The organism is Paraclostridium dentum (assembly GCF_012922555.1).
GTDB classification, from domain to species: Bacteria; Bacillota; Clostridia; order Peptostreptococcales; family Peptostreptococcaceae; genus Paraclostridium; species Paraclostridium dentum.
This window is the reverse complement of record NZ_WIPK01000003.1, coordinates 177,302-198,404: the sequence shown is the minus strand read 5'-3', so window position 1 is coordinate 198,404 and position 21,103 is coordinate 177,302. Positions and strand designations below refer to the sequence as shown.

Below are 21,103 nucleotides of genomic sequence, written 5' to 3'. Positions count from 1 at the left end.
CTGCCTTTACTTTGCTTCTACAGCACCCATTTGCATTGTTAATGCTCTCTTTGGACATCGTGTTACGCATAATCCACATCCAAAACATTTATCTTCATCTATAACCATTTCATCTCCAACTTCAATTGCTTCATATACACAACTTGTTACGCATTTTTTACACTTTATACATTTATCTTGATCTACTTGTGGAGCTACTGCATGAGTTCTAAATTCCATCTCTTGAACTTTTTTATGTGCTAGTCCTTTTATTTCATTTACATCTGAATATCCATTTGCTTCTAAGAATTCGTTTAATTCTCTAGCTATTTTTCCGTATACTTGTGGTCCTTTAAGTATTGCTTCTGTACAAGTTTGTACTGCTGAAGCCCCAGCCATCATCATTTCAGCAACATCTCTTCCGCAAGTTATTCCACCTACACCTATTATTGGTATATTTACAACTTTAGAAGCTTCGTATATACATCTTACTGCTAACGGTCTTATTGGAGCTCCTGATAACCATCCGTATCCTGTTTTACTTCCCATTATAGGGAATCCTGTTTCAACATCTATTGCCATACACGGTCCAAAAGAATTTATCATTACAAGTCCGTCTGCCCCTGCTTCTTCAACAGCTTTTGCTATTGTTTGTATATCAGTGTGAGGACTCATTTTCATAAATACTGGTACGTCTAATGCAGCTTTTGCAGCTTTTAAAGCATTTACTATAGGAGTAACATCTGTTCCTACATAATGTGTAGATAATTCAACTGCATCTGCATAAGGCTTAACTAGTGGTGCTACTTTAGCGATATCTTCTGCTGTATATCCCATACTTATTATTACTGGAACTCCTGCACTTTTAGCTTTTGCATATTCTTCAGCTATCCATTGTTCCTTTGGTAATTCAGACCATAACTCTGTATTTAAGAAACCACTGTTAGTATTTGCCATACATGGTCTTGGTACGTCTGCTGGAAGTACAGATATAGTTTTTGTGCATATACCTCCTGCTCCACCTTTTACAGCTTCTATGCATAAATCTCCATCTTTAGCTCCTGGTCCTGCTGCTGTCATTATTGGATTTGGAAACTCCATATCGTGTATTTTAACTTTTAAATTTGCCATTTTTTAATCTCCCCTTTTTTTATTTTTGTTTATATTTTCACAAAGCGCATTCTAATTAATATAATTAAACTGCTTTCTCATCTGTTTCATTATCATTGTTTGATTCTTTTTTACTTCCTAATTCATTAAAGAATATGTTCAGTATAACTGCTGCTAAACTCCCCGTTGTTATACCACTATGGAATATTGTTTGCACCCAATTTGGGAAGTTATGATAAAAGTCAGGATTTGCTAAAGGTATCATCGCCAACCCCACACTTATTGCTACAATTACTCCATTTTTTGTCCCATTAAACTCAACTTTGCTTAAAGTTCTTATTCCACCTACTAAAACCATCCCAAACATGGCGAATCCTACTCCACCAAGAACCTGTTTAGGTATTGCTGCTATTATTGATGCAAATTTAGGTATAAATCCTAATACCAATAAGATAATACCTGCATGTATCGCTATGTATCTTGACTTTATTCCCATCAATCCAACAAGCCCTGTATTTTGAGCAAATGGAGTTATTGGAAATGAGTTGAATATACTAGATAGAAAAGTTGAGATACCATCTCCTCTTAATGCTCTTTTTATATTTGCGCCATCTATATCTTTATCTACCATCTCATGTATTGCCATCATGTTTCCTAATGATTCAGTCATTAGTACTAACATTATTAATCCTAAAGATATTACTGCTGATGGTTCAAATACTGGCATACCAAATTTTAAAGGCACATTAACACTAAACCAACTTGCACTAGCTACATTACTAAAGTCAGCCATGCCTAATACACCTGCTAATACTGTTCCGATTACTATTGCAAAAAGTATTGCTGCACTATTCCAGATCCCTCTTAAATACTTAAATAGCACAATAGTTATAGCTAAAACAGCTAATGCTAATCCTACTTGAGACGGTTCAGCTGGACCTACTTTACTATCAGTTATCCACTTAATCCCAACTGGTAATAGAGATACTCCGATTACCAGTACTACTGTTCCTGTAACTACTTTTGGGAAAAATCTTATTATTTTTTCAAATACTGGAGCTATTATTATACATAATAATCCTGCTGCCATAACTGCCCCAAACACAGTTTGCATAGCTAGATTTGGATCTTGGTATGATGAAGCTATAGATGTCATGGCTGCAACAGCCGCAAAGCTAGTTCCTTCGATTACCGGAATCTTAGCACCTGCAATATTTCCTATACCAAAAGCTTGTATAAGCGTTCCTACCCCCGCCATAAATATACAAGCACTAATTAAAAAAACTATACTTTCATGGTCTAGTCCTGCAGCACTTCCTACCATCATAGGAACTGCCACCGCTCCTGCACACATTGCTAACACGTGTTGTAATGAGAATATCCATGACTTGGATACCGGTATCCTCTCATCCACTGGAGCTATTTTAGGGCTTTTTTCTTGAGACATTTATAGTCCCCCTTTTATATTATTTTTTTATATTCTATCCCACAATTTGTTGCTCATCTCTCTACTCTTTGCTAATATCGACTCTTCATCAATATTTAATAAAATTCTATCCTTCATCAATACTTTTCCATTTATAATAGTTGTATCAACACTTCTTCCTGTCATCCCAAATATTATGTGTCCATTTTCTGTATTTTCATTAAGTGGAGTATGCGGTATATAATCTACAACTATTACATCAGCATATGCTCCCTCTTTTAAAACTCCTAGATCTTTTTTATAATGCTTACTAGCTATTTTTCTATTGTTTTCAAATAACATAGTTGGAGCTTCTGCCCATCCAACTCTTGGATCTCTTAATTGATGTTTGTGTATTATATTTGCAACCTTTAAAGATTCAAACATATCACTTGTATATCCATCAGTTCCTAATCCAACAGTTATCCCTTTGTTTAATAAATGAACTACAGGAGCACATCCAACTGCATTTCCCATATTAGATTCTGGATTATGTACAACAAAAGATTTATTTTCTTTTATTAATTCCATTTCTTCAGAATCTATATGAATACAGTGAACTGCTATAGTTTTGTCATTTAAAACATTGAAATCATTTAATCTTTGTACAACCTTTTTATTGTATTTTTCTTTATTTATAATGACATCATCTATCCCCTCTGCTGTATGTACATGATATCCAGCATCTAGATTAGCCATTTCATTTGCACATTTTTCTAAAGTTTCATCAGATAATGTAAAAGCTGCATGAAGTCCAAACATACCTTTTACCATATCTGATTCATCATTTTGAGCAAATTTTATAAAATCAACGTTTTCCTTAATTCCTTGGTCTATCGTTTTTAATCCATCTCTATCAGATACTTCATAACAAAGGTTAGTTCTAATTCCTAAATTCTTAGCTACATCTTTTATAGTAAATAAACTTCCCTCTATAGCAAACGGACTTGCATGGTGGTCAAATACTGTTGTAACTCCATTTTTTATACACTCTATATAAGTTGAATAAGCGCTATATTTTGTATCTTCTAAAGTAAGTTTTTTATCTAATCTCCACCATAAGTTTTCTAGAATTTCCATAAAATTTTCTGATGGTTTTCCTGGTACAGCCATCCCCCTAGCAAAAGAACTATATATATGCATATGAGTATTTATAAGCCCTGGCATTATTACCTTTTTATTCGCATCTATAAACTCATGACTTGAGTACTTTTCCTTCATTTCTTTAGTTGAACCAATCTCTTTTATAACATTACCTTCGATAACTACACATCCATCATCCATATATGGATTTTGCTCATTTTTAGTTATCAATCTCCCATTTCCAACTAATATCATGTTTTGATACCTCCTAAGGTTATCTCAATACTTTACCAGCCTTAATATGTTTATATTCATTTTCTTCAATTACGCAGTTTCCATTTATGATTACATAATCTATACCTGTTGGATATTGAGTAGAATTAATATAATCATCACACCCTGAAACTTTATCTTTATCAAATATAACTATATCTGCAAAGTATCCCTCTTTTAGTTGCCCTCTATCTTTTATACTGAAACTTTGTGCAGCTTTTTTAGTCATTTTGTGAACTGCTTCTTGTAAAGTCAGTACTCCTAATTCTCTAACATATCTTCCTAATATTTTAGGGAATGATCCGTATGCTCTTGGATGTGGCTTTCCTGATAATAGCCCATCTGTACAAACATTTTGTTCTTCTCTCTTCATGAAAGTTATAATGTGTTCTTCTAATCCATAAAAATCTACCATTCCAACTGCATTTTCTTCTTCTAATAATAGGTCCATAGTAGCATCAACAGGGTCTTTACCTCTCATCTCACCTATTTCTAATAGACTTTTACCTATTGTATTTTCATTCTTTTTATTCTTTACACTTGTAACAAAAATTTGATCTATTCCTGCAAATTGAATAAAGTTATCCCAACCTTCTATTCCATTTTCGATATCTTTTTTCATTCTATTTCTATCATCTTCGTTTTGTAATCTTTCTAATAGTTTATCTGTCCCTCCTGAATGTGCCCAAGGAGGAAGAACTACTCCAAGCATAGTACTACCTGCAGCATATGGATATTGGTCAAATGAAACTTTTATACCTTCTGATTTGACTTTTTCCAATAACTCTAAAACTTGTGGTATGTACTTCCAGTTATCTTTTCCACACACTTTAAAATGTGAAAAATGAACCTTAACTCCAGATTCTTTTCCTATAGTTATTATTTCTTCCATAGATGTAAGTATCGTATCAGCTTCACTTCTTTGATGAACAACAAATACTCCATCATATTTTGCAACAACCTTGCACATTTCTATTATTTCTTCAGTCATAGAATAAGCACATGGTATATATATAAGCCCTGTAGATAATCCAATAGCGCCTGCTTTTAATTCTCTTTCTGTGATTTCACACATCTTTTGAATTTCTTCTTTAGTTGCTGGTCTATCTTCTAATCCCATAGCTTCCATTCTAATATTTCCATGAGGAACTAAGTAAGTTTCATTTAGCCCTACTCCGTTATCTTCCATCATAGTAAGATAGTTATCAGTAGTTTCATATTCCCAATCTATCTCGTCACTTTCACCATCTAGGCCTGCTAGATTTTTTCTCCATGAAGGAATAAATTCCTTAGGAAGTGGGGCCATAGATATACCATCTTGGCCCAACACTTCTGTTGTTATTCCTTGTCTTATCTTTATTTCATTAAATGGATTTACTAAAATCATAAGGTCTGAGTGGCTATGAGTATCTATAAAACCAGGACATACTACTCTACCTCTTGCATCTATTATCCTATCTACATCTTCTGTAATCTCAGTTGATATTTTACTTATCTTATCATCATTAATTAACACATCACCTATAAATGGTTCTGTATTGTTACCATCAACTACTAGCCCTTGCTTTATTAAAATTTTCATAACACTTACCCCTATTTATTTATTTTTTATAAACTGATTTAAGTATTCCGTAGTAACCTTCTGCTCCTATAAATAATTGTCCTTGTTCTATATATTCATCTATTGTATGAGCAAGATTTTCTTTTGAAGGCCCAAATCCTATTGTTTTTATTCCTGCTTCACCTGCATAGTGACTTCCATTTGTACAGAATGAGTATTGAGTTATTTGACTATCTATTCCAGCTTCTTTTAATCCTTTATATGCTGCTTGAACAAACTCATCTTGCTCATCATATAACCAACCTGGGAAGAATCTTTCACCTTCTATTTTATTTCCTGTGTAGCATCCTTCACATCCTATAGCATAAGAAACTTTAGCATCTAGCTCTGAATCTTCTTTCATCATTTCATCTAATAATGCTTGTATTGGAGCTAGTACTCCTTCTTTAGTTTCTCCTACTAATAATCTTCTATCGAAAGTAGCTTTGCAATAATCTGGCACTACTGAAGCTCCTGGATATGGAGAAGATTTTATATCAGTTAAAACTAATATTCCAGGTCCTAATACTGGATGAGTAGGTGGCTCTAGATTTTGTATTTTTTCTATTATCTTAGACATTTTATATACTGCATTTATTCCTTTGTGTGGGTTAGCAGAGTGAGCTGGTTTCCCGAAAGTTTCCACTACTATTTCTCCTCTACCTCTTTGCCCTATCTTTAAGTTAAGTTCTGAAGATTCACCTATAACAACATAGTCTGGCTTAACAGCTTCACTTATTTTTCTAGCTGCTATCCCTTCAAATATTTCTTCATGAACTACACCTGCTACATATAATTCACCTTCAAAATCTTTTTTTGTATCTTCTGCAAAATATGAAACAGCAGCTATCATTGCACTTAACTGACCTTTCATATCAGAAGTACCTCTACCGTATATTTTCCCATCATTTATAACTCCACCAAATGGAGGGAATGTCCACTTACTTTCATCTGGTACTTCTACTGTGTCTATATGTCCATCAAATAATATTTTCTTTCCTTCTTTATTCCCTTTGATACAACCTATTATGTTTCCGTATTCATCTCTAAACCAACTATCAAATCCTAGTTTTTTGAAGTTTTCTTCTATTGCTTTAACTACATTTTCTTCATGTCCTGAATAACTTGCATTTCTTATTAACGATTGACATAACTCAGTTAATTCTTGTTTTCTTTGCTCATTTAACATCCTATTAATCCCCCTTAATTTTTCTAATTATTATCTATATACTTGCACATTCTCCGTCCCAAACTATGCTTCTATATTTATCTGGATCTGTGTCCCCTTCAGTACTTATTAGTAATACTCTAGAGTCTTTATCTAGTTTTAATGCTTCTCTAAGATCTTTTAATTTATCATCGCTCATCATAGCTGCTAATAACCCTGTTGTTACAGCTCCTGATTCTCCTGATATAACTTTTGTATCTCCTGTTAATGGATTTCCTAACACTCTCATTCCTTTAGCTGAAACCCAATCTGGTGCTGAAACAAAAGCTCCTGAATAGTTCTTTAATATTTCAAATCCTATTGTATTTGGCTCTCCACAAGCAAGCCCAGCCATTATTGTAGGCATATCTCCACCAACAAATCTTGGTTTTCCATCTCCAGCTTCTGCAGATTTATAGAAACAATCTGCTTCATCAGCTTCTACTACTACTGTCATAGGACACTCATCAAACGCATTAGCTATGTATCCTTGCACTGCACCTGCAAGAGATCCAACTCCAGCTTGAACAAATACATGTGTAGGTCTTTCTACTCCGTACTCTTTTAATTGTTCCACTGCTTCTTTAGCCATTGTTCCGTACCCTTGCATTATCCACGCAGGAATATCTTCATAACCATCCCATGCTGTATCTTGAACTATAAGTCCTCCAACTTTTTTTGCATCTTCATCTGCTAATCTAACAGCATCATCATAGTTAAGATCAGTTATACTTGCATCTGCTCCTTCTGCCTTTATGTTGTTTAATCTTGTTATTGATGATCCTTTTGGCATATAAACTACTGATTTTTGCTTTAATTTATTAGCAGTCCAAGCAACCCCTCTTCCGTGGTTTCCATCAGTAGCTGTAAAGAATGTCATATCTCCAAGCTTTGCTCTAACTTCATCAGATATTAATTTTTCATAAGTTAATTCTGATATATCCATTCCTAATTTTTCAGCCATGTGTCTTGCCATAGCAAACGATCCGCCTAGAACCTTAAATGCATTTAATCCAAATCTATATGATTCATCTTTTACGAAAACTCCTCCAACTCCTAATGCTTCAGCTAAATTATCTAATTTAACTAATGGTGTTTTTGTATATTGTGGGAAACTTTCGTGGAAAGATTTCACTTTACTTATCTCTTCATCATTTAAAAACTCTATAGTTTTTTCCTTATTTTCACTCTTTGGTAGGTTATTTAATTTCCATTTTATTTCTCTCATAATTCTCCCCCTTGTATAAATGTTTTCGTAATTTGTATAAAGCAATTAATATGCCAAACTTAAATTTATTTTCTTAACAAACCTTGAACCCTAGCTTTTTAAACTAAAACTTTGTTAATTCACTCACATTTTATATTTTTGACTATCCTTAATTCCTTTCCCGATATAATAAAAAATTCTCAAATCGGGAATTTTTACCGATTTGAGAATTTTCATTTTGGGAATTATTTAATTTTCATCTAGTTTTCTATATAAAGTAGATACACCTATTCCAAGCTTTTTAGCTATTTCCTTTTTGGCTTTTGTATCTCTTCCATATTTATCAAGTATACTATTTATATAAAATAACTCTAATTCTTTCATAGTTAAAATATCTTCATAATTATCAATTCTTACTATATTCCTACTGTTAGTATTTTTATTTGTAGTATTTATTTCTTTTATTTTATTATTATTCTTTTCATAATACTTGATTATATCTATTGGCAACATATCTTCTGATATTATTCCATCTTCTCCGATTATATTCATCATATATTCTGCTGAGTTCTCTAATTCTCTTATATTTCCCGGCCAATAATAATTAATCAACTTATTCATCACAGATTCTTCAATTTTCTTTACCCTTATGTCGAATTCTATTGAATATCTATTTAATATATTCAAAAATATATCTTTAATATCTTCTTTTCTATCCCTAAGTGGTGGTAAATTTATAGGCATTACATTTAATCTATAATACAAGTCACTTCTAAATTTACCACTATTAACTAAATCTAGTATATTTTGATTTGTAGCTGCTATTACCCTTATGTCTAAATCTATAATTTTGTTAGAACCAATCCTAACTAACTTTCTCTCTTGTAAAACTCTTAATAATTTAGCTTGTAAATGTACAGATAAATCTCCTATTTCATCTAAAAATATTACTCCTGTATTAGCTAACTCAAACTTTCCTATTTTACCTTCATTACTTGCACCACTAAAAGCTCCTTTTGCATATCCAAAAAGCTCACTTTCTAATAAGGCTTCTGGAATAGCTGCACAGTTTATGGCTATAAACGGTTTAGTACATCGATTTCCTTCTGCATGTATCGACTTTGCAATTAACTCCTTACCTGTTCCACTTTCACCCGTTATTAAAACTGTAGAATTAGATTGTGCAACTCTCTTAGTTCTAACTTTAACTAGTTTCATAGCTTCACTATTTCCAATTATAGAATCTATTTTTTTAACTTCCCATTTAGTATTTATTTTTTGATCTTTATTTTCTTTAACTTCATCAAAAATTATAAGTTTATCATAATTATTAATATAAGGATGAACAGGTATTATCTTATATGTAGTCCTATAAATTTTGTCCTCTATACTAAAACTTAACATCTCGTCATTATCTTCATTTTGCTCTATAGCTCTTATTTCTACTAATTTGCCTATTGGATCATCAAAAATACTTAGTCTTTTCTTTGCTATATTATTTATATATGATATCTTTCTTCCTGGATCTAAAATAAGCACTCCTTTTTCAATATTATCAATTATATCTCTAAACATCTCCATCTCTTTATCAATATGCTTACTATCTTCAAATTCATTTACTTTTATAGAAATCAAATCTGAAATATGATGTATAAACTCTAAATAAGATTTTAACTTTTTACGTACTTCTTTTTTCTTTTCTTTATCAGTACTTATTGCACCTATAACACCAATTGTGCGGCCACTATACTTAATCGGCACAGCTAAAATCATTTTATCAAGGCACTTACTAAGCCTACTACAGTTACTACAAATTTCATGACTAGCTATATCTATTACTGTTATATCATTTCCTGTACTAATAACTTGGCTATATATATAACCACTAGATACAAGAACTTCATTTTCTTTATATTTGTAAATCCCAGAACCCCCAATTCTGACTAACCTATCATCTACAATTTCAATATCTACATTCAATACGCTCGCTATTGTTTCCACGTATTTGGTCATCTCTTCTTGAACTTGTTTTAACATACTCGCCATTTGATATATTTCCCCTTTGTTAGTAAGTTTCACATATTGACTATATTTTATCATAATTGATTATCAAATATAATTAGCTAACTTATTAATTTACATAAACTTTTCAATTTATTTATTTTCCCTGTATCAATATTTTTAACAGAAAAATCGACAATAAACTTCACCAGAATTATAGACAATAAAAAAAAATAGTGGTAATATATATGGGCATTAACCAATGCGGGCGGGCGAGGGAACCAAAATAAAGAGGAAGAAGGATGGAACAAAAACTATCAAGCAGTAAATTAGAATCAATTGCAACACAAAGTTTAAAAACAGAGATTTTAGCAGGAATCACAACATTCATAGCCAGCGTGTATATCATAATGACTAATGCATTAATATTATCTGATGCAGGTATAAGTCCAGATGCAGCTATGATAGCTACAGTACTTACATGTACTATATCTACAATTCTTATGGGAGTACTCTCAGATACTCCACTTATATTAGTCCCTGGAATGGGAATAAACTCATTATTTACTTATACTATTGTTCAATCAATGGGATTAGCATGGCAAGAAGCTTTAGCAGCAGTCTTAGTAAGTGGTATAATATTCACTTTAATAGCAAGTACAAAGCTAACTTCAATTCTTATGAACTCGATACCAAATAACTTAAAACATGCAATAACTACAGGAGTAGGATTTTTAATCTTATTCATAGGACTTCAAAAAAGTGGTCTTGTTGTAGGTAATGAAAATACTATGATAGGTATTGGTAATATCGCAGACAAGGAAACCCTTTTAAGTATAGTAACTTTAATTATCATATTAATATTAAATATGAAAAACGTACCAGGTAACTTACTTATAAGTATAATAATCGGTACAGTATTATCGCTTATTATGGGAGTAACTAGTCTAAGCAGTTTAGATTTTGCAGGATTTAACATAGGTGCTATTAAAGAAGTATTTTTAGGCATGTCATTTAAAAATGTTTGGTCTATACCGTTTATGGTAGCAGTATTCTCTATAACAATTGTAATAGTATTTGAAAATATGGGAATTTTATATGGTCAATTAGGAGCTCTAAAAAGAGAAGAAGATTTCCAAAAATCATTTAAGGTAACTGGAATATCTAACATAATAGCTGGAATATGTGGAACAAGTCCAACTATAGTTGCAGCTGAAAACTTCTCAGGGATCAGTGTTGGTGGCAAAAGCAAAGTAGCTGCATTTACATCTGCTACATTATTCTTACTATCATTGTTCTTAATACCTGTATTAAAACTTATACCAGATGGTGTTATAAGTAGTGTTCTTATATTTATAGGAATACTTATGATACAAACTTTCTTTGATCTAGAAAAAGGAGATTTGATAGAAACTATATCTATAATCTTAATGATTACGATAATACCTTTTACTTATAATATTGTAAATGGTATATCTATTGGATTTATAGTTTATACAATTCTTAATTTAGTTATAAATAAAGGGAAAAATGTTTCTGTAGCTATGTACGTACTTAGTGGCTTGTTTATTCTTAACTTTGTAATGAGTACGGTTATGGGAACTATCCATTAACATATTAAAAAAGGCGTCGCTCTAAAATAGGGCTCGCCTTTTTCATTTATATACTATATTATTATTCCTTCGAAGTGATCTACTTCGTGTTGAATAATTTGTGCTGTAAATCCTGTAAATACTTGCTTATGTTTTTTAAAGTTTCTATCTAGGTACTCTACCTCTATTTTTTCATATCTAGTTGTTTTCCTAAATCCTTCTAAAGATAAACAACTCTCCTCAGCTTCATAAGGAATCTCTTCTTTTAGTATAACTGGATTTACCATAGGAATTATCATCTCCCCTACACTAAATACTAGTATACGCTTTTTTACTCCGATCATGTTAGCTGCCATTCCTACACAATGGTCTAAATTTGATCTTAATGTATCTATTAAATCATTTATAACTTCTACATCATCTTTTGTTGCAAGTTCTGATTTTTGTTCTAAAAATAATATATCTTTTACAACTTCTTTTATCATACTTAATAACCTCTCTAATTTATCTGAATTAATATAAGTTTATATTAGTACAAGTATGTATTTCAGTCAAATTATTAAATATATTAATTTGCTTCTACCGTATATCTAAGAACAGTTTTTAATTTTGATGCTTCAGTCTTTCTAAAATCTGAAAGATATATTTCTCTATGAGCTTTTGTTTTTATCTTTAAATTATTTTCATTGCAAAACTCTTCCATAACTGAAAAAGTCCTTGGTTCATCATCATAAGGTCCAACGTGAAGCATTTGAACTGAAGTTCCTTCTTTAATATTTTTAATCTCTACTTTTTCTAATAATGGATTTGACTTTTTCTTTTTTGCAATATCCATAGCTATATTGAAAACTTCTTCATTTACAAATTCAGGTTGTCTAATCATTAATGTGTAAACTAGCTCGTCCTTATTAAGGACTTCTTCAGCTCTGCCTTTTTCAGTTAAATCCCATATTCCTTCTAATGGATATACTGTGTATTCAAAGTATCCTTCTGGAGTAATACCTTTTTTAGGCATCATTCTTATTGCATAAGCTAGCGAGTATAGTGTTTCTATCGCTTTTGAGAATCCTTCACTATTTGGGTTTCCTTGACCTTTTAAAGTTAGGAATTTGAATTCAGGTATTTCTACTAGTTGCGGTTTTTCTTTTGGTATATAATATTCTTTTTCTTTTTTTCTCCATTCATGTTTCATGAATATCGCTCCTTTATTATTACTATTTTATACTTTTTTATATAATTTACTTATTTTCTCTTCATACCACAAGCTTCTGGCTCTACATATTCAAATTTAAATTTTGAGTATAGTTTATCTGCAGGCTTGTTTGCAATTAAGCAAATATATGCATGTTCATCAGTATTTTGTTCTAAATAAGTATCAATTTCTTTCATAATTACCTTTCCAAAACCTTGACCTTGATACTTCGGATCTACCATAATGTCAGAAACAACATAAGTTATTCCTTTATCCCCAACAACTCTTCCAAATCCAATCAAATCGTTATTATCCCATAAAGAAACTATAAATAATGAATTTTTCAAAGCTATTTCTGATTTTATTAGATCTTTTTCTCCCATTCCTGTTCTTAGTCTTAGCGAAATATATTCCATTGGTGATGGTGACGTGTATCTTATATTCATATTTTTAACCTCCCCTGTGTATTTATTTCAGTTTAACTGTCCAGATATAATATTATTATTTAATATCATATATTAGTTTTCATTTATTTTACCATCTATTCTATCTAAAACTTTACTCTTTTTCTAAAATATAGTCTAATTTCCTCGTTCGTTATTACAATAAAAAAGGACATCTTCAATTTCTTAGATATCCTTTTCCAATATTAAAATAATAATTTTTTATTTAATTAACTTTTATCCAAGCAAATCCGTATGGATTTAAAGTTAATTTTCCATCTATTATTGATTTATCTAATATATTTACTCCACTAATACCACAATCTAATGTCTTTTCTTTAGATGTAATATTTACTATATATAATATCTTTTCATTAGTTTCTTCATTTTCACGCTCTAGTGAAAATATTTCACTTCCAAAATCTAATACCTTTTGATTTCCATATGGAGAAAATGAACTCTCTGACTTTCTTATGTTTATTAATTTCTTGAACTGTGTAAATATCTTATTTCTTCTACTATCATTTTCCAATTCATCACAAATTCTATTATACTCTAATTTTTCTCTGTTTATCCTTCTATTAATTCCAGATTCTTCTACCCCTTTGTAATAATTTCTTGATCCCAATAATGAGTGATAGTATATAGCTGGTACCCCCACAAAAGATAATAATAACGAATGAGCTGCCAATATCTTTTGTATTTGTAAGTCTTCTTCTATATCCTCACCTTTATTTAAAAGAGCATCCAAGTAATTTATATTTAACTCATATACTGATTTTGTACCATCTTCATTATTTTTATATGATACTCTACCACCATTATTTATAGTTTTATCTACTAATACTTGTTTTTCTTCTTCTGTAAGTATTCCTTCAGTTGGTCTCATACCTATACCATCATGACTTGATAAGAAATTAAAGTAAGTTGCCTTGTCAGATACTCTATCTATAGCATTTGCCCAACTTGTCAGCTTTGTTGAATCATGTTCAGTAAAAGCATGAAGTGTAAGTGGTGGCAATGCAAATTGGTAAACCATATGGGCTTCATTTTTTGTATCACCAAAGTAACTTATATTTTCCATATGTGGTACATTAGTTTCTGTTATTATCTGAGTGTTAGGTTTAAAATAGTCTAATATCATTCTCCATAATTGTATTATCATATGAGTTTGAGGAAGATGTATACAAGTAGTTCCTGATTCTTTCCATAAAAATCCTATAGCATCTAGTCTTATAGATGTTGCTCCATTTAAAGCATAGTTTAGTAAAATTTCTGTAGTTTCTATAAGAACAGGAAAATGTTTTATATTTATATCTATCTGGTCTTCACTAAATGTAGTCCATGCAGTTTTAGTTACATCTTTACTCTTAAACTCATGTATAAGTGGCGAAGTCCTAGGTCTTACTACCTTTGAATAATCAAATGTTTCATCTTTTGATATAAAGTAATTTTGAAATTTCTCTTCTCCATTTAAATAACCTTTAAACCAATTACTACTTTTTGATATGTGATTTGCTACAAAATCATACATAAGTCTATAATCCTTAGATAGCCTGTTTATGTTATCCCAGTCCCCTAAATTTCTATCTATTTTCATATAGTCAACAACTGAAAAGCCATCATCAGATGTATACTCAAACATAGGTAGTATATGAACATCTGTTATGCTATCACCTACTTTATTATTTAAAAACTTCTTTAAAGAGTCTATAGTAGGTATACCTTCTTCGTATATACTATCTCCATAAGTTATTAAGTATATATTTTTCTCAGATATATCCTCTACCTTGGCAAAACTTTCACCTTCAAATTTTTCTATTGTAGACTTCATTATTTCAAAAAATTCCGGCTTATATTCTTCTTTATATATAGACTTAATTTTTTCTTCTATATTTTTTAAAAGCATATTCTTATCCATGGTGTTCTCCTCCTAGTAACTTTAATGTCACATATCCTTTAGGGTTTACCTTTATTTTACTATTTAAATTTTTTAATTCTTTTTCATATAAGTTAGTTATTATTATATCTTTTATATAATCACTATTTATACTTACTTCCTTAGTTATACCTGTCGGATTAAATAATCTTACTATTACACCATCTTTTTCATATGATTCTTTACATACACTCATAAATATATCATCATCATTTATGCTAAATAAGCTATAATTTGATAAGTTAATAATATGATTTTTAGGTATTTCAAATCTCTCTAATCTTTCTTCAAAAAGATTTAAATCTTGATTCTGATATGATGTATATTTGTTTATAAATTTGTCCGTTACTTCAAATAACTCTACTGCGTCTTCATTAGATACATTAAAGTATATTGCATATTCAAATTTCATGCTCTTAATAAGTTGGGCATCCTTAGTGTAAACTACTTTATTATTTATACCCGATGCTCTTCCAGGTCTCCAAGCTAAGTTGTCTCTTCCTAATACTCCAACACTTCTATATAAAGTAAGTGCTATCTTTTTATCTTCTAAAACTTCATATTCCTTTATCCCCTTTGTTACTAATCCAAACATGTTATTATCATTTCTAAGTGCAACAAAGTTTTCTAATCCATATATGCATACTGGCTTTTCTGCAAATTTTCTTTCCATCCAATCATCTAAATACTTATTATAATTTTCTCTTTTTATAGCAGAGAACCCTTGATCGCTTAATGAAAATTTTGAATCTATATTTGTATTGTGTACTACTCTTACTCTATGATCTTTAATATTATTGTCTATATCATGTGAAACTCTTATAAAGTTTTCACCTTTTCTCATTTCTATTTTTGTTAATATCTCTAAAGTTCTAGATTTTTTGTTTATCTTTCTTTCTTGTATATCAAAAGGTACATCTATTTCATAGTTTAATATCATAGTCTGTACCAAATCACTTTTATATACCTCTATCAAATTAGCTTCTGTTGCTAATATATTTTCATCTGAGTCTAATGGTGAAAAATCATACGAATCTCCGTAATCTCCACAATTTTCAAAGTAAATCAGGTTATATATTTTTTCTTTATTAAGTTTATTAACTAATTCTAAGTTATTCTCGTTAAAAGTTAATTCATATAAATCATTTTCTATGCTTCTGTCTCTGGATTCCAATAATTTTGATCCTAAATTTTTATTATCTTCGCTAACTATTAAGGTAGTAAATCCCATAGCTTTTATATTTACACCAGCTATTCTCACTTCAGTTCTATAGTACCCTTGCAGCTCTACTTCTTTTTCTCCTTCAGCAGTTACTAATACCCGTTTCCCTCCACTTATCCTTTCTTGATTATTTATAGTAAATTCTAAAGGCTCTCCATCTAAAGTTTTTATTTCTATATCTTTTTCCTTAGTGAATACTACAGACTCAATTATTTCGTTCATATCCTTAGCCTTAGTATTGAATACTAATAATAAATCATCTCTATTTAAATGCTTGCTTACTGATATTGTTATTTGCTTTTTAATAATATTTATTAATCCGTCACACATTATATTAACCTTTTCAAGTCTTGCAATTATATCCCTATTTGTACCATCTGAATTACATCCACCTATACTATCATGGGCATGAGCGTCAAATAGTAGCTTCCACATAATATCTAACCATCTTGATTTGTAGCTTATTCCTAATGACTTACCTATAACGCCTAATGGCTCTAGTACATAAAGTATTTTATTTTCTACTAATGTGTTTAAATATTTTATGTCATATCTTTGAGATTTTATAGTATTGTGTATTCTTGACTTTTCACATGCTATAAGTTCTCCATATATTTTATTTTTAAAATCTTTAACCCATGTATCATTCATAAATGTCTCATAATCAGATAGTACAAATTCATAAATATCTTGTTTTTTATTTAATTCTTTTATAATTTGAGGGAAGTGCTCTCTTACTAAAACTTGATCTCCGCCAGATGGTAAAAGTAAATTATCACAATCCTTATTTAAACTTTCTAGCTTTTTAAGCATAGGTATCAATTTATCATATATATACTCATCATCAGAAGCTAAAAATTTTCCTGGTCCGTACCCTAAATAAATATTGTTCGATCTAACGCTTTCATTATCAGGAGATACCCACTTAAAGTTTAAATTTTTCTTTAAATCATCAGTGTATAAACCACGTTGTAATATACTATTTTCTATTCCAAATCCCTTAAATATAGATGGTAAATATGCATTTTGCCCAAATATATCTGGAAGATATCCCACATTCATACTATGGCCGTATTCATTTCCTAGTCTTGTTCCATATAAAAGGTTCCTGATTATAGATTCTTTGTTTACTAATATAGAATCTGTCTGAGTATACCAAGGCCCTACAAATATCCTTTTATCTCTTACCAGTTCTTTAAGTCTTTTCTTTTCTTCTGGATATAACTTTATTAATTCCTCTACAACTGATAACTGCGCATCAAAAGTATAAGATTTAAAGTCTTTATTATTTTCAAGTACATCCATTAAATATGGCATGTTTTCACCTAACAATATATTTGAATCTTCTATTGTAAAGTACCACTCTCTATCCCAGTGAGAATGAGGTACCACATATACTTTTTTCTTATTATTCATATCTTCCTCCATTTAAAATGCTAGTATTTTTGAGTAAATTCCACTTTTTAAAAATAGGAATTATCCAAAACTAATTTAATTTTGAATAATTCCCCCTTTAATTAAGATATTTTTCTCATACTATCGTCTGAGCTCTTAGCTTCTTCTTTCTTTATTAAATAGAATCTAATAAATATATTAGATAATGCTATAAACATACAACCTACTACTAACCCTAATATATAAGCCCATAAGTTCTCTACTAAAGGCCATCCCCATATAGCTGGCAATGGATTCCATTGAACTGCCCCTAACATTACAGCTGTTGTCGAACCTATTATAGCCCCTATTACATTTATAGGTATTGTTATTAATGGATTCTTTAACATGAAAGGTATAGCACCTTCACTTATTGCAATTAATCCGAGTAATATAGATGTATTCCCTACTACTCTTAAATTTTCATCAAACACTCTTCTCTTAACTATATATTTATCTAAAACAGTAGCTAATCCTAACCCTATTGGAGGTATTACTATAGCTAATACTCTTCCTGTTAATGGGAATATACTATCTGCTGCAAGACCTATCGCGATTGCACCTGCTGCCTTATTTATTGGGCCACCTAAGTCAAATGCGGTACATCCTGCTATTATTGCAGTTAATGCTATTGTTGAACCTGTTCCGAAAGACGCTATTACATTTGATAACCAGCCATTTAATCCTCCAAATATAGGATCTACTAAATAGAAATTTAATAAGAATACTACTAATACTGATATTCCTGGTAATAAAAACATTGGTTTCATTGCTTGTAAATTTTTATTTAACTTTATCTTTTCATTTAAAAACTTAGTTACATATCCTGAAACTAAACCTAGTATTAAAGCTCCTAGGAAACCTGAAGGTACTCCACCCTCAACTCCCCAAAATGTAAAATGTAATCCACCTGCAAAAGCACCACCCATAAATCCTGGTACTAATCCCGGTCTATCAGCAATTGAATAGGCTACATAAGCGGCAAATATTGGGTAGATAAATTTAAATATCATTCCACCAAACTTATCTAAATATCCTAGTAACACATAAAGTTGATTTCCACTTTGTGTTAAGGTATCCATGTTATCTATTTGTCCTAATCCCATTGCCGCTAACTTAGCAATCCCCATCATAAGTCCTGCTGCAACTATTATAGGAATCATATAAGATATACCTGTCATTACAGCTTCTACCATTTCTTTTAATATTCCTTGCTTCGCTCCCGAATCAGATGAAACCGCTACTTCCTCATTAGAAACTTCTACTTTTCCATCTGGATTTTCTAGTACTTTTGTTAGCAGTTTTTCTGCATTCTTTAAAGGCTCTGCAACCCTAACTTTTACAAATTGCTTTCCTTGATATCTTTCCATATTTTTAACTGCAACATCACTAGCAAATATTACTCCATCGGCTTCTTCTATTTGTGCTTTAGTATGTCTATCTTCTATACCATTAGCTCCTTGTTTCTCCGTTATAACCTTTATCCCCATCTTTTTCCCTGCTTTTTCTAATGCTTCAGCAGACATATAGGTATGAGCTATACCAGCTGCACATGCAGTTATAGCTAGTACAGTTTTTGTATATGTTTGATCTTCTTTGCGTTCTTTCTTTCCACTATTCAAGTTCATTAAAAATGCTTTAGAATCTTTAGCAGTTCTTAAAGAATTGTAAAACTCTTCATTCATTAATGATACAGATAATTCCGATAGTAATTTTAAGTGAGTAGAACCCTCTTCTGCCTTAGGTATAGCTAATAAGAATATTAAATCAACCTCATTATTTTCATCTATACTCTCCCAATTAGATATTTTATTGTTTAATCTAGCTACTGCAAAAGCAGCTTTATTTACAGATTCACACTTACCATGAGGTATCGCTAATCCTTTTTCTAATCCAGTTGGAGAATGTAATTCTCTTTCCATTACAGTATTGAAAAACTCTTTTTTTGAACTAACAACACCTTCAGAATAAAGTTTGTCTATTAATAACTTTATTGCTTCTTCTTTTGTACAAACATTTAAATCTAGCATAATTAGATTCTTGTCAGTCATATTAGCTAAGTTCATTTTCGTCCTCCTATAAAACGTTTACTTAAGTATTCCTTTAACTTATAATAGTATTATATATTACAAGAAAAACATTTTCTTATACATGAAAAGTACATTTGTACTTTTTTAATAATAATAAAGGCGGTGATTAACATCAGTAGCTTTGTAATGAAATTCTCACATAAATTAAATAATCTTAGTCATGCTGAAAAGCATATTTTTTACTATATAGATTCTAATATATCTACATCAAAAAATTTGTCATTAACAGCTTTAGCTGAAATAAATAATGTAAGTACTACTACAATAATAAGAATGTGTTCTAAATTAGGACTATCTGGATATTCTGAGCTAAAGCATATACTTAAGGATTTGGACAAAGAAGATTTTACTAAAGATAGAGAAAAACAAATTAGTGATATCATAGCTAGCTTAAATCAAAATATATCAAATCTTAATACCACTAATCTAAACAAATTAGCTAAAAGTATTAAAAATGCTAATAAAGTAGTAATAGTAGCGGTAGGGTTATCAAAACCTATAGGAGAGTATTTTTCTAAATTATTGATGCAGGCAAACAAAAATAGTTTTTATGTATATGAATCTCATATGATTGACTTATTAGATCAAACTATACAATATGGAGACTTAGTTATATTTGTATCTAATAGTGGTGAAACAAATACATTAATTACCTCATGTGAAAAATTCAAATATAAACAATTTACAACAGCAGCTATTATAAATAGTCCTAACTCTAAACTAGCAACTCTAGTTGATATACCTATTAATACATGTTCTCAGCAAATTAAAATTTCTGGGTATGATACTACCCCAAGGTCGACCCTATTGGTAGTAATAGATATATTATTTGAAACTTATTTAAATATAAAATCATAAAAAATCGAAGGCTATATATTAACCTTCGATTTTTTATGATTATATATTACTAAAAAATTCATCTATTTCATCATCTTTATTCTCTGGTACTCTTTCTAAATATATACTTTTTTCTTTTATTACTTCTTTACCTTTCATTATATAATCTATCTTTTTAACTATATATCCTAAAGTAATTAAAGATATTGTGTAAAATACAAATGGTATAACTGTAACTAAGTAATAATTTATTACTTCTACTAACTCCTTTTTAGGTTCAAATCCCTCTTTAACTAAATCTGATATGTAAACATTTGATTTATATATAATAAATATAGTGCTTAGAGCCATTAATGTTGCACATATATACAATATTACTGTAAGCTTTTGTGCTTTTTTTATATCTGACAATTTCATAACATTCTCCTA

General features: G+C 30.4%; 16 protein-coding genes. 2 read left to right on the top strand and 14 right to left on the bottom strand.

Going from position 1 to position 21,103, the window contains the following annotated elements:
• Positions 1–6 precede the first annotated feature (6 nt).
• The 7 genes from GFJ41_RS08500 to GFJ41_RS08470 all read right to left on the bottom strand — a co-directional run bounded on the left by GFJ41_RS08500 (position 7) and on the right by GFJ41_RS08470 (position 9,970).
• On the bottom strand, positions 7–1,110 hold the full coding sequence (locus tag GFJ41_RS08500; protein WP_170075101.1) for a 4Fe-4S binding protein: 1,104 nt from the start codon (positions 1,108–1,110) through the stop codon (positions 7–9).
• Positions 1,111–1,174: 64 nt separating this feature from the next.
• Positions 1,175–2,536 (bottom strand): nucleobase:cation symporter-2 family protein, encoded by a 1,362-nt coding sequence (locus GFJ41_RS08495; protein ID WP_150841529.1) that lies wholly within the window; start codon positions 2,534–2,536, stop codon positions 1,175–1,177.
• 27 nt (positions 2,537–2,563) lie between these two features.
• Positions 2,564–3,892: a putative aminohydrolase SsnA gene (gene ssnA, locus GFJ41_RS08490; protein ID WP_035118659.1), complete on the bottom strand. Its 1,329-nt coding sequence runs from the start codon at positions 3,890–3,892 to the stop codon at positions 2,564–2,566.
• Positions 3,893–3,911: 19 nt separating this feature from the next.
• Entirely contained in the window at positions 3,912–5,492 is a 1,581-nt protein-coding gene (locus GFJ41_RS08485; RefSeq protein ID WP_035118662.1) for an N-acyl-D-amino-acid deacylase family protein, read from the bottom strand.
• A 19-nt stretch (positions 5,493–5,511) separates the two neighbouring features.
• Positions 5,512–6,699, bottom strand: a complete 1,188-nt coding sequence (locus GFJ41_RS08480) for a YgeY family selenium metabolism-linked hydrolase (protein ID WP_170075100.1) — start codon at positions 6,697–6,699, stop codon at positions 5,512–5,514.
• A gap of 34 nt (positions 6,700–6,733) precedes the next feature.
• Entirely contained in the window at positions 6,734–7,945 is a 1,212-nt protein-coding gene (gene dpaL, locus GFJ41_RS08475) for a diaminopropionate ammonia-lyase (RefSeq protein ID WP_170075099.1), read from the bottom strand.
• Between the two features lie 228 nt (positions 7,946–8,173).
• On the bottom strand, positions 8,174–9,970 hold the full coding sequence (locus GFJ41_RS08470; protein WP_170075098.1) for a sigma-54 interaction domain-containing protein: 1,797 nt from the start codon (positions 9,968–9,970) through the stop codon (positions 8,174–8,176).
• Positions 9,971–10,227: 257 nt separating this feature from the next.
• Between GFJ41_RS08470 and GFJ41_RS08465 the strand changes: the two genes are divergently transcribed.
• A complete protein-coding gene (locus tag GFJ41_RS08465) occupies positions 10,228–11,538 on the top strand; it encodes an NCS2 family permease (protein ID WP_170075097.1) in 1,311 nt (436 codons plus the stop codon).
• A 53-nt stretch (positions 11,539–11,591) separates the two neighbouring features.
• Here the strand turns inward: GFJ41_RS08465 and GFJ41_RS08460 are convergent, their stop codons facing one another.
• From GFJ41_RS08460 to GFJ41_RS08435, 6 genes are all read right to left on the bottom strand, one after another.
• Positions 11,592–12,002: a peptide deformylase gene (locus GFJ41_RS08460; RefSeq protein WP_170075096.1), complete on the bottom strand. Its 411-nt coding sequence runs from the start codon at positions 12,000–12,002 to the stop codon at positions 11,592–11,594.
• Between the two features lie 83 nt (positions 12,003–12,085).
• Positions 12,086–12,709 carry a GyrI-like domain-containing protein gene (locus tag GFJ41_RS08455; protein WP_035118672.1) on the bottom strand — a complete coding sequence of 208 codons (624 nt, stop codon included), beginning with the start codon at positions 12,707–12,709 and terminating at the stop codon, positions 12,086–12,088.
• A 50-nt stretch (positions 12,710–12,759) separates the two neighbouring features.
• On the bottom strand, positions 12,760–13,155 hold the full coding sequence (locus GFJ41_RS08450; protein ID WP_206001527.1) for a GNAT family N-acetyltransferase: 396 nt from the start codon (positions 13,153–13,155) through the stop codon (positions 12,760–12,762).
• 223 nt (positions 13,156–13,378) lie between these two features.
• A complete protein-coding gene (locus tag GFJ41_RS08445; protein WP_170075095.1) occupies positions 13,379–15,073 on the bottom strand; it encodes a sugar phosphorylase in 1,695 nt (564 codons plus the stop codon).
• Positions 15,066–17,729 carry a glycoside hydrolase family 38 N-terminal domain-containing protein gene (locus tag GFJ41_RS08440; RefSeq protein WP_226890241.1) on the bottom strand — a complete coding sequence of 888 codons (2,664 nt, stop codon included), beginning with the start codon at positions 17,727–17,729 and terminating at the stop codon, positions 15,066–15,068. The genes GFJ41_RS08445 and GFJ41_RS08440 overlap by 8 nt, the downstream gene beginning before the upstream one ends.
• Positions 17,730–17,830: 101 nt before the next feature.
• A complete protein-coding gene (locus GFJ41_RS08435) occupies positions 17,831–19,813 on the bottom strand; it encodes a fructose-specific PTS transporter subunit EIIC (RefSeq protein WP_170075093.1) in 1,983 nt (660 codons plus the stop codon).
• A 150-nt stretch (positions 19,814–19,963) separates the two neighbouring features.
• On the opposite strand from GFJ41_RS08435, the gene GFJ41_RS08430 reads away from it, so the two are divergent.
• Entirely contained in the window at positions 19,964–20,695 is a 732-nt protein-coding gene (locus tag GFJ41_RS08430) for a MurR/RpiR family transcriptional regulator (RefSeq protein ID WP_035118686.1), read from the top strand.
• Between the two features lie 39 nt (positions 20,696–20,734).
• Here the strand turns inward: GFJ41_RS08430 and GFJ41_RS08425 are convergent, their stop codons facing one another.
• A complete protein-coding gene (locus tag GFJ41_RS08425; protein WP_170075092.1) occupies positions 20,735–21,091 on the bottom strand; it encodes a hypothetical protein in 357 nt (118 codons plus the stop codon).
• Between the last annotated feature and the right edge of the window lie 12 nt (positions 21,092–21,103).